Below are 10697 nucleotides of genomic sequence, written 5' to 3'. Positions count from 1 at the left end.
AGCACCGAGAGCAGATGAGCGTGGTCGGGGAACGAGAGCCAGCCCAAGGGGAAGGCGATACCGAACAGGAACAACACAACGGGCACCAGCAGGGCAGCGACCATGCCGCCCGCACTGAACAGCAGCCACAGCAGCGGTTCCGGCGATCTCCTGCTCGTCCTTCTGCTCATCGCGCTACCCCTCCAGGATGAGCCACGCCGTCCCCGCCGACAGCAGTGCCCACAACAGGTAGTGCAGCGCAATGATCAATCCAGGCCGCACGCGTCGGCCCGACGCGCGTCCTATTGGATCGCCACGTCCGGATCGTCCAGCAGCGCATGCATGTCCACAACGAGCCGCACCGCCACTCGCTGACAGGCAGTTCTACGAGCTCGCACAGTTGGCCAACCGACTGAGGCAGCCGCGCCACCGCTCCAGGAATGCCCCCTCAAAGCACGGTGACAGCCGGGAAACATGCCGCACGACGGTGGCCCAGGCCGGTAAGGCGTACGGCCCCTCGGCTGCTTGCCGCCGGCGCGACCGCGGCGGGCCTGGCGGTGCTCACCGCGCCCGGCCAGCGTCGTGCTCATCCACCTCACCGCAGCGGTCGTCGTCGCCGCCACCGGCGGCCTGTGCCTGGCACTGGCACTGGCCTCCCCGCCGGACAGGAATCGCGCCCCTGCGCCCGTGCGTCCCTCGTTTCCCCGACTACCCCCGGATATCGAGGAGTTGACGCATGCGTCATTCGCAGTGGCTTATACGTTCAAGAAGTTAACGTGACGTTTCCGTTGACGTTGCACTGGGCGATCCCCTAAAAGTCTGAGAGCGCTCTCAAGCAAGCAGCCCTCGCCGTCAGGAGACTTTCCCAGTGAATACGAGAACCATAGGCACCGCTCCACCTTCGCCGCGCAGCCGCCGTGCACTCTTGGGTGCGCTCACCGCCACCGCGCTCACCATCACCGCTGCCCTCTTCGGCGCGTCGGCGCAGGGCGCCGTACCGGCCGCCCCCGGGTGGACCCTGCAGTGGAGCGACGACTTCAACGGCGCCGCCGGCACGTTGCCGTCGTCCACCAACTGGCTGTTCGACCTGGGCCACTCCTACCCCGGTGGCCCGGCCAACTGGGGCACGAACGAGGTCCAGAGCTTCACCAAGTCGACCAGCAACATCAGCCTGGACGGCGCCGGAAACCTGCGGATCACGCCACTGCGCGACGCCTCCGGCAACTGGACCTCGTCCCGCATCGAGACCCAGCGCTCGGACTTCAAGGCACCGGCCGGCGGCACCCTGCGCATCGAGAGCCGCATCCAGATGCCGAACGTGAGCGGTGCGGCCGCCAGCGGCTACTGGCCGGCTTTCTGGGCACTCGGCTCGCCCTACCGGGGCAACTACCAGAACTGGCCCGGCATCGGCGAGTACGACGTCATGGAGAACGTCAACGGCATGAACGCCGTGTTCGGCACTCTGCACTGCGGTGTGAACCCTGGCGGTCCGTGCAACGAGACGACGGGTCAGGGCAACAACCGCGCCTGCCCCAACTCCACCTGCCAGTCCGGCTTCCACACCTACACCTTCGAGTGGGACCGCAGCGTCACCCCCAACCAGCTGCGGTGGTACGTCGACGGTGTTCAGTTTCACAGCGTCAGCCAGAGCCAGGTCGACGCCGCCACCTGGTCCAACATGACCGACCACGCGGGCTACTTCATCCTGCTCAACGTCTCCATCGGCGGCGCGTTCCCCGACGCGCTGGGCGGCCCGACCCCCACCGCCGCGACCGAACCCGGCCACCCGATGGTCGTCGACTACGTCGGCGTGTGGAGCCGAGCCGGCGCCACCTCGACCACCCCCACACCGTCACCCACCTCCACACCCCCGCCGTCCGGCTTGCCCACCCTCTACCTGCGCGCCGACGGCGGACTCGGCAGCTCGACAGGAACCGCCTCCACCGTCACCGTGGCCTCGGCCGGAGGCACGAACCACGACGGAACGCCGTACCTGCCGCTGACCTTCCTCGCCTCCGGTATCACCCGCACCTACAACGGTGGCGCCACCCAGTTCGACCTCGCTGTGGACGCGGGTACCGCGGTCGGCAACGGGGAGCAGACCCGCGTCTCGTACGACCTGACGGGCGACGGCAGCTGGGACCGCACGGAGACGTACAACTACTTCGCCACGGACCCCGTCTCCGGCTACGAGCACTACACCCAAAGCCGCGGCCTGAAATCCGCCACCGGCACTCTCGGCAACCTCGTCAACGGCAAGGTCAAGGTCGAGGTCTGGAACACCATCGGCAGCGCCCCGTCCAACATCGGCACCGGTAACCAGTCGGTGGTCGCCATCCCCTACACCTGACCCCCTTTGACTGCCCTCCAAACCGAAATCTCCCGGGGTCGGCCCCCACACACACGAGGGCTGCCCCGCGGGCTGACCGCCAGGTCCCACGCGGCGTCGATTCCCCCAGCCGATCGCGCACTTCTTGATCCGCAGGCAACCCGCGGCACGAAGGCGGCCCGGCTGTCGCGTCGGGTGTGCTCCGGGTTCCACGGCTCCGGTGGGGTCGTCCAGGCGCGTTGGGACGGTTGAGGCCGCTGGTCACCCAGCACCAGGACACCGGCGTGAACTGACCACCCTGATGGCCCCGGAACATCGTCCGGGGCCACGTTGCTCGATTGCCTCGCTGTGCGCTGCCCTGCTTTGCTCATTTCGAGCTGACCGCAGCGTCCGCTGATAGCGGTACTCGCCGACGCTCGGAATTGCGCAGCCTGCCTGGTGGACGATGCGGCGCTTCTGCATGACCGCCACGTCCCGGACTACGGAGAAGGCCAGCCGCACCGGTGCGGACGTTGACCCGCGTACGGGCGATGACGGCCTTCGCCGAAACACCACCGAACAACGGCGCCGCCAGATTCGCGATGCGCTTGCCCCCGAACAACTCCTCGCCAGAATCGTGCTTCTGACCGGCCGTCATGCTGCCCGGCCTGCTGCTTTCGCGACCACGCCCGCAGGACGCGAACGGAGCCATCCTCCCCCTGACGGCGGAGCCGATGCTTCTGGAGGAGGAGGCGCTTGGCCACGCCACCGAACAGCATGAACCCATGGCTGCCGATGCGAATATGCCCAACCTCCGCGCCTCGATCGCTCCACCGCCGGATGCCCCTCCCCCGGAACTGACTGACTGCGCCGTGAGGGGAACCGACTGACGATGGCGACGATGTGGGCTGTCTCGTTCCCTGCTTTCATATGCCTGGCGGCTGTCTTCGCTCTCACAGAAGGTCTGTGGAATTGGTTCACCGGACTGGGCATGATTCCGTGGCTGCGCAGGCGCACAGGTCTGTCGTTGTCCACCACGGTGTTCGACGAGTTCACCGCCGTCGTAAACGGAAACAAGACCGCAGAACTGGAGCAACGACGAGTCGAGATGCTCCTACGGCACGACGAGTGCGATGCCGCGCCTCCTCGCTCCAGCGTTGACCTTGTCAGCGGCACCGCCTTCATCGTTCTTCCAACGAACGTCGACCCTCCACCCAACGGCACATCAACCGTCGCGGTACGGCAGTGAGGCAATGGCCGGACCGGAAGGCATGGCTCCGCCCTCGACCAGGAGGGCCTCAACGAGCAAGACCATGCGGGGCGAACTTCGCCAGGAGACGCGCGTGCTGGGCGACGGCATGGAGGGCGCGGCGCGGTTCTCGGCCGGGGCGGGACGGCACGGGTCCTTCAGCGAACCCTGATGCCATCCGGCACCCCGTACGGCTGCCGTCCCGGGAGCGGAGCCGACGCATCCAAACCATCTGGGCGCAGGGAGACAGCAATTCGAACTCCGCCTTCGCGCAGTGGCCAAAGCGGGCGCAGCCCACCTGCACGGGACCACTACTGAGCTTGTGGTCGTGGTGCCGTCAGTTTGAGTCTGGTCTCGGTGAGGCAACCGTCGATGATGTCGCTGCGGTACTGGATTTGGCGGAGGCCGTGTCGTAGCACGCGAATGAGGTGGTCAGTGGGCGGCGATCAGAAGGTCTCGGTACTCGAGAATCCTGCCTCATCTTCGAAGACGATCCAGGCTCCGAGCGCCGCCGCGGTGCTTCCATCTGTGGCCAGGTCTCCTTCACCCAGCCCGCTACCGCTTCGTCCTCGCGCTCAAGAGCGCGACGGGCGGGGACCTGGTGACTCCAGCCGTGCCGTCGCAGCATCTGGGAGATCCCGGACAGCGTCATGCTCTTGTGGAACCTGCGGCCAATGAGCGTCTTGATCCGTGCCAGGGTCCACCTCTGATCCACCCACCCATGGGCCACTGGCCCTTTGGCCAGCTCCTCCTCGAGGACCCCAAACAGGGCTTCGCTCAGCTTCGGACGGCAGGCAGGCCCTGATGAACGCAGAGCCGGCTGACCGCTTTCCTGCCAGGATCTCCCCCACCGCTGAACCGATCGAACGCTGACGCGTAACTCCTTCGCGATCACGGCATTGCTGAGATCACCGGCGAACATGCTGGACGCTTCCATCCGGATCCGCTCGCGGAAAGCCTGTCTCTCCGCGGTCAGACCCCCACCCTGCGGATACCTCATGCTTCCGGCATACCGCCACGACCATCAGGCGTCAGCCCCTACGACACCACGCCTACAAGCTCAGTAACCACTCCTCGGCAGCAGCACTTCGCTTCTTGCGCTGCCAGGAAGCCACCAAAGCTCCTCCCCTTCGGACAGGGCAACCACTGCCCAGCGGGCCATCCCCGCAGGCGCGCCGAGCAAGATCCCCGTCGGTCACATGGACCATCTCCGCGAGCGAGAAGAGCCACCCCAGGGACTGATCCAGTAGATGACCTGCGCGGGACCATCCCCGCGGGCGCGGGGAGCAGCGCGCGAGTGCGTCACGAGCGGAGCGTTCGCCGGATCATCACCGCATGCGCGGGGAGCAGGTAGCGCCGGCTGCTCCCGGCACGCTCGGCCAGGGCCATCCCCGCAGGCGCGGCGTGATCAATCCGCTGACCTGCGGAAGTGCCAGACATCGTGAGCCGGACCCAGTCCCCCTGGGTCCGGCTCTTTGTCGCGATCCGGTATCCCACTCTGGCCAGCCTGCTCTCGCCTTCGTCTCGCCGCAACCACCGGCGAAGATGGAGGATGGGGATGAGCAAGTGAAGGAGGCCCATCATGAAATCCGGTGCCTCGGATTCAGATTACGACACCTGGTTGTATTCGCACACGCCGTCGCAGGCAGAGGGCGAGCGCGACGAACCGAGCGAGCGTAGTGCCATGGAGCTGCACCCGGACGTGCCCAGGACTGAGCCGTCGCAGGCCGAGGGCGAGCGGGTGGACGACAAACCGACCGAGTGATCTCCGCCCCGGGAATCGATGGGAAAGGAGCCCGTCGCGCCTGGTCCGGAGTCGTGTGCGCAGGTTCGGATGTTGCCGGGCGCACTTCATCCGGGCACGCGCGGACGGCAACCGCGCATAGCCGCCCAACGGTGATGTGTCACCGACAAGCCAGAGGTGACCGAACGGGTCCCAAAAGCCGCCCTGCCGGTGCCCCACGGCATTTGATGATTCCTCTATGCCGTCGACGATGTTGTTTGCACCCGCCTGGCAGGCCCTTTCAACGAAGGCGTCCGTGAGGGCCTGGAAGACCTCGACCCTCACGGACGTTGTGCCTGTCGCCGTGGGGCGGTTCCAACCGCTGCCTTCCGCCTCGGCAAGGAAGATGGGCGCGCCTTTTGATCTCAAGCCGACTACCTGATCTTTTCGTAAGTTCAGTGGGTGTGGTGGCCGTGTGGGTGGGAGGCTGTCGGGGTGGCTTATCAACCTTCACCTTCGGCTGTCGGCTCGTCTCTTCCCCCGTTGTCGCGGCCTCAGTTGGCGGAGGCTCGGCGTGTTCGGGCGGTCGAGTTGTTCGAGGACGGCGTCTCGAATGCGGAGATCGCTCGAGCGGTGGGGGTGTGTTCCGAGAGTGTGCGGCGTTGGCGGCGGGTGTGGGAGGAAGGCGGTGCTTTGGCTCTGCGGCGGCGTGCGGCCACCGGCCGGCCGCCCAAGCTGGACGACGCCCAGGTCGAGACGGTCCGGGCCGCGCTGGAACAAGGTGCTCAGGCTCATGCTTTCGAGGCTGATCTGTGGACCCTGGAGCGAGTCGGCGCGGTCGTGGAGCGGGCGACGGGGGTGGTGCTGTCGAGGGCGTCGGTGTGGCGGCTGCTGACCGGCCGGCTCGGCTGGAGCCTGCAACGGCCCGAGCGGCGGGCGGTCGAGCGGGAAGACTCCGAGATTGCCCGGTGGATCGCGCACGAGTGGCCGCGCATCAAACAGGGGCCGTGAACACACGTGCCTGGATCGTCTTCCTCGACGAATCAGGCGTCTCCCTGCTCCCTCAGATCCGCCGCACCTACTCGCCCCGAGGTCGGACGCCGCTGCTGCGGCACCGCCTGAACTGGAAGCGGGCCTCGATGGCCGGAGCCTTGGGCTACCACTCCACCGACCCCGATCGCGGGGCCCGTCTGTGTTTCCATCTCAAGCCCGGCAGCTACGACACCGCCGGGCTCATCGAGGTCCTGGAGCAGATGAAGGTGTTCTACCGCGGCGAGCGGGTGGTCTTGGTCTGGGATGGCCTGTCCGCCCACTGGAGCCGGGCGATGCGGGCCTGGGTCGCCGAGCAGGACTGGCTGACCCTGGAACGATTACCCGCCTACGCTCCCGAGCTGAACCCGGTGGAACTGCTGTGGTCCTCGCTCAAGAAGCGTGAACTCCGACGTTGCAGTCATCGGAACGGTAGGGATCGCAATCAAGGCAACGCAGGGCCCCGCAACCGTCGCAGCAGACCAACGACTGCCCGCAATGGCATGCGGAGTCATGCGTGGCCGGGGATCGGGGTGCATCGGCTGTGTTCCGAACGTCCGTCAAAGGCCGCTGTCCGTCGGCGCCAGGGCCGGTCGTGGCCGTCTCTCCGGGATCGCAGGCAAGGCTCATGGGTACTCCCGTCACGAGGTGGTATGAGGGTCCCGGCCGACCATGGAGGCTCGAGCTTCAGGACTGCCAGGCAGCCGTTCTCCCTCATGCGGAAGGGGTACGGTCCGTGGGCGTCGACGTGCCCTCGGCTCGTGGGTGAAACCGGCAAGGAGGCACAGTGTCCGAGCGGCGTGTCTCGCTCAGTGTCCGGCCTCCGGTTCGCCGTCGGGAAGATCTCGAAAGCCCATAACCCGGAGTTATGCGATGGCCGACCAGCACTTCAGCGGCGCGGCCGGGCCGCCACGCATGGGCGAAGCGGCCGACCGCGGGGACGAAGCCGGGACGGAGGCTTCGGCCGGGCCCGGAGCCCGCACCTCGAACCAGACCGTCTTTCCTCGGTGAGCCGGACGGACGCCACAGCGGTGGGACAGCTCATGAAGCAACCGCATGCCTCGACCGGATTCGTCGTCGGCGCCGGCCGCCTTGAGACAGGGGAAAGCCGGATGCGCATCGGTGACTTCGCACCGCAGTGACGTACTGCGGACAGTCACACTGAGCAGTATCGGGCCGGCTCCGTGGCGCACAGCATTGGTAACCAGTTCGCTGACGAGCAGTTGGACGGTTTCCGATTCCTCACGAGGCTGTTCGGCCAAGACGTCACGGGTGAAACTCCGAGCGGCGGCCACGGAGGCCGGGTGGCGATCGAACCACGCCAGGCGGCCGGTCAGCGGGCCGTCCACTTCGTTGATCGTCATGATCCTGCCGCCCCTTCGCATTCCGGATGTCTTCAACGTCTGCCTCCACAGAACGCCGACGGCCACCAAGAGATCAACGCGTAAGCGCACCCATTAAGTGGAGGAAACGATGGGTAGCGCATTGCGGTAGGCATATGGGGCTCTCAAGCAGTGGCCGGGCAGGCACGTACGGTGGGCCACAGGCGGCGGATTTCCAGGCTCATAACGCTATGTGATGAACGGATGAGAGCTGCCCGAGGCGCTGACCGGTCCGCACTATGTCCCTGAACCGACATTCAAGCGGATCCTGCTCAGCCGCAATTCCAGGCGGCACCCACCCTGGACGGGCAGGTACGCTCCGCGATCGCCAGATGACCCGGAGGGCAAACCTCCGATGCCGGCGCGATCCCCGGGGCAGGTGAGAGCTCCCCAGAACGAGCTGCCGTCCTGCCCTCCGCCACATCGCAACAGCTGCGAAGAGACGGCGAGCCGATACTGCGACCCGCCCACCTGTCATCGGTAGCCGCCACGTCGCCTGCCGCAGGGTCGCAGCTGCCGGGCCCGAGCCCGGACCACTCCCCCCGGAGGCATACCTTGCGCTCTTCGACCAGGACGCGGCGCCCACTCCCCGCGGCGCCACTGATCGTCCTGTCCGCCCTGCTCGCTCTGCTTGCCCTGATCACCCTCCCCGCCAACCCCGCCCATGCATTCAACGGGAGCACCTCCACGTGTGCGCTCCAGGGGACGACCGGCTACACCGATGAGGGCCAGCAAACTGACTACACCCGGTTCCAGAACCCGGTCGGCACCAAGCGCGTAGGCGTGATCTACGTGGACTTCCCCGACGCCGTTGGCACCACCCTGCCCCTCACCCCGTACTACAACCAACTGTCGGGCGCCGCCAACTGGCTGTGGAACGCATCCAACGGCAAGACCTGGCTGGACCTGCAGGCCCCGTACGGCAACTGGGTGCGCATGCCGAAGAATTCCACCGGCTACAACTGGCAGCGCGATTTCTCCTGGGCCACGCACCAGACCTATGTCAAGGACGCTCTCACAGGCGCCGCCAGTGCCGGCGTCAACCTCGCCAATTACGACACGTTCTACATCGTGCCGACCAGCACCGCTGCCGCGATCAGTCACTCCCCCACCTTCATACAGGACCCCAACAACGTGACCTGGGTGTGGAACGGGCAGACAAACAGCTGGGTGTCGATCCGCTGGACGGTGACCTTCGGTCAGGACCTGTGGACCTGGGGCTCCAAGGTCGCCGTCCATGAGACCGGCCACACCTTCGGCCTGCCCGACCTCTACGCTTTCAGCGGCGATCTGCACCGGTACGTCGGCGGCTGGGACAGCATGGGCAAAGTCAACGGCCCGGCCCCGCAGTTCTTCGGCTGGCACGCGTGGAAGTTCGGCTGGATCACTGACAGCCAGGTCTCCTGTCTGTCCACGACCGGCACGTACTCCACCACTCTGAACGGAGTGGAGTACGGGGACAACGGCTACAAGCTGGCAGTGATCAAGACCAGCGCCACCACCGCCTACGTCGCCGAGTCCCGCAAGGCCGCCAACAACGACTCCAACGCCTGCGCCACCGGCGTCGTCATCTACAAGGTCGACACCTCCATCACCACTGGCAACGGGCCGATCCGGATCGTGACGAACCCCGCCGCCGCCGCACCCACCGGGAACTGCACCACGCTGGACATGCAGACCTGGAAGCCCGGCGAGTCGTTCCAGGACGACACCGCTCGCATCAGGATCGACGTGAACAGCTCCGACTCGTACAACGACACGGTCTGGACCTACAAGTGGTGACCGCCTAGCACGTGGTTGATTCTGCTCAACGGCGGTGTGGCCGACGCGACATGCGCCGGCCACACCGCCCCGGCGTGCCGCTCAGTCCAGCAGCCGCACCGAGCGCGGATGGCGTTCGTGCCACAGTGCGTACGCCGGAGTGGCGGCGCAGGTGGCCAGATAGCCCTTGCCGACCCTGCGGAAGATCTCGTCGCCGTGTGCGGCGAGCGGGCCGTCGCGACGCCAGGCAAGCACATGGCGGTACCAGATCGGATTCCCCGCGAGAGGGCGGACCGCGACGCCGGGCACCGCGATGAACGTGGCCTGGCAGAGGCTGACGGCCAGACCCGCCCGTACGAGCTCGATCAGCTGCCGGCCCTCCGCCTCGTAGGGCGCCTTCGGTTGGCGGTCCGCCTGGGCGAAGACGGACGCCCAGTATTCCCGGGTGCGGTCGGTGTCCGGGTGAGGCACGGCCCAGTCCTCCTCGATGAGCTGGTTCAAGCTCACCTCTTCCTGCTCTGCCAGCGGGTGGACGGAAGGGAGCAGGGCGAATACGGGCTCGGTGGCCAGTGGGCGCAGTACGACCTCATCGCGTGGCGAGAGCTCCTGGCCAGGGTTGTCACCGAGGACCGCCGCCTCCAGGCGTCCCGCGGCGAGGTCGTCGAGCAGTGGTGACGGGGAGTACTGGCAGCGGACCGTCACCTCCGATCGGGGCAACAACTCCCTTACGGCCACCACGAGATCGGCAAGCACCGGGGCGCCCACCGATCCGAGGCGGACGCGGTCGGGTGTGGTTCGGCAGCGTGCGGCGCGGGCGGTGTCGGCCAGCAGGCCGTCGATGCCCGGCAGGATGGCACGTGCGCGCGTGAGCACCAGCTTGCCGAAGGTTGTGGGGACGGCACCGGCTTGTCCACGGTCGAAGATCGCCCCGCCCAGCATGATCTCGATGCGCCGTAGCTGGGCGCTGAGCCCTGGCTGGGTCATGCCCAGCGATGCAGCGGCGCGGGTGAGACTACCGGCCTCCGCAATCGAGCAGATCACCCGCAAATGCCGTACCTCGAGATCCATGGCGCGGATGCTAGAGACCGGCGGGAGCTCCCGAACAGGGGAGGGAAACCCTCAGTTCTATGTGAAATGTCACATGTAATTCACGCAGACGCACGGTGTAAGCACTAGGCGCTGTTTCTCGGATCATGTTCGGAGCCAGATCATGAGGGCTGCGAGGGTGACAGTGCCACCGTAGATGTAGGCGCGCTTCTCGTAACG

The 10697-nt window shown here is 66.7% G+C and carries 8 protein-coding genes and 3 pseudogenes; 6 read left to right on the top strand and 5 right to left on the bottom strand.

The window, feature by feature from the left end:
- Window positions 1-170: hypothetical protein (locus ABZS64_RS38475; protein ID WP_355839742.1), on the bottom strand; the 170-nt coding region annotated here is incomplete at its 3' end.
- Window positions 171-934: 764 nt separating this feature from the next.
- Between ABZS64_RS38475 and ABZS64_RS38470 the strand changes: the two genes are divergently transcribed.
- Window positions 935-2329 (top strand): glycoside hydrolase family 16 protein, encoded by a 1395-nt coding sequence (locus ABZS64_RS38470; RefSeq protein ID WP_355839740.1) that lies wholly within the window; start codon window positions 935-937, stop codon window positions 2327-2329.
- Between the two features lie 472 nt (window positions 2330-2801).
- Here ABZS64_RS38470 and ABZS64_RS38465 read toward each other — a convergent pair.
- Window positions 2802-2945, bottom strand: a pseudogene (locus tag ABZS64_RS38465) (SulP family inorganic anion transporter); the annotation flags it as partial.
- A gap of 234 nt (window positions 2946-3179) precedes the next feature.
- Here ABZS64_RS38465 and ABZS64_RS38460 point away from each other — a divergent pair.
- Entirely contained in the window at window positions 3180-3536 is a 357-nt protein-coding gene (locus ABZS64_RS38460; RefSeq protein ID WP_355839738.1) for a DUF6191 domain-containing protein, read from the top strand.
- A gap of 463 nt (window positions 3537-3999) precedes the next feature.
- Here the strand turns inward: ABZS64_RS38460 and ABZS64_RS38455 are convergent.
- Window positions 4000-4536: pseudogene (locus tag ABZS64_RS38455) on the bottom strand (winged helix-turn-helix domain-containing protein); the annotation flags it as partial.
- A gap of 582 nt (window positions 4537-5118) precedes the next feature.
- On the opposite strand from ABZS64_RS38455, the gene ABZS64_RS38450 reads away from it, so the two are divergent.
- The 3 genes and pseudogenes from ABZS64_RS38450 to ABZS64_RS38440 all read left to right on the top strand — a co-directional run.
- Window positions 5119-5301, top strand: coding sequence for a hypothetical protein (locus ABZS64_RS38450; protein ID WP_355839736.1), 183 nt, complete (start codon window positions 5119-5121; stop codon window positions 5299-5301).
- A gap of 420 nt (window positions 5302-5721) precedes the next feature.
- Window positions 5722-6270: a winged helix-turn-helix domain-containing protein gene (locus ABZS64_RS38445; protein WP_355839734.1), complete on the top strand. Its 549-nt coding sequence runs from the start codon at window positions 5722-5724 to the stop codon at window positions 6268-6270.
- A pseudogene (locus ABZS64_RS38440) lies at window positions 6228-6644 on the top strand (transposase); the annotation flags it as partial. The gene ABZS64_RS38445 and the pseudogene ABZS64_RS38440, both read left to right, overlap by 43 nt.
- A 510-nt stretch (window positions 6645-7154) precedes the next feature.
- Here the strand turns inward: ABZS64_RS38440 and ABZS64_RS38435 are convergent.
- Window positions 7155-7652, bottom strand: a complete 498-nt coding sequence (locus ABZS64_RS38435; protein ID WP_355839732.1) for an ATP-binding protein — start codon at window positions 7650-7652, stop codon at window positions 7155-7157.
- Window positions 7653-8225: 573 nt separating this feature from the next.
- Here ABZS64_RS38435 and ABZS64_RS38430 point away from each other — a divergent pair.
- Window positions 8226-9452, top strand: a complete 1227-nt coding sequence (locus tag ABZS64_RS38430; RefSeq protein ID WP_355839730.1) for a peptidase M6 — start codon at window positions 8226-8228, stop codon at window positions 9450-9452.
- 81 nt (window positions 9453-9533) lie between these two features.
- Here ABZS64_RS38430 and ABZS64_RS38425 read toward each other — a convergent pair whose 3' ends face one another.
- The gene (locus ABZS64_RS38425; RefSeq protein ID WP_355839728.1) at window positions 9534-10499 is read right to left on the bottom strand and encodes a LysR family transcriptional regulator; all 966 of its coding nucleotides are present in this window, start codon (window positions 10497-10499) and stop codon (window positions 9534-9536) included.
- Window positions 10500-10697 lie beyond the last annotated feature (198 nt).

It is taken from the genome of Streptomyces sp. NPDC005408 (genome assembly GCF_040606445.1).
Classification (GTDB): Bacteria; Actinomycetota; Actinomycetes; order Streptomycetales; family Streptomycetaceae; genus Streptomyces.
The sequence above is the reverse complement of the archived record's forward strand: the minus strand, read 5'-3'. Positions and strand labels throughout refer to the sequence as shown.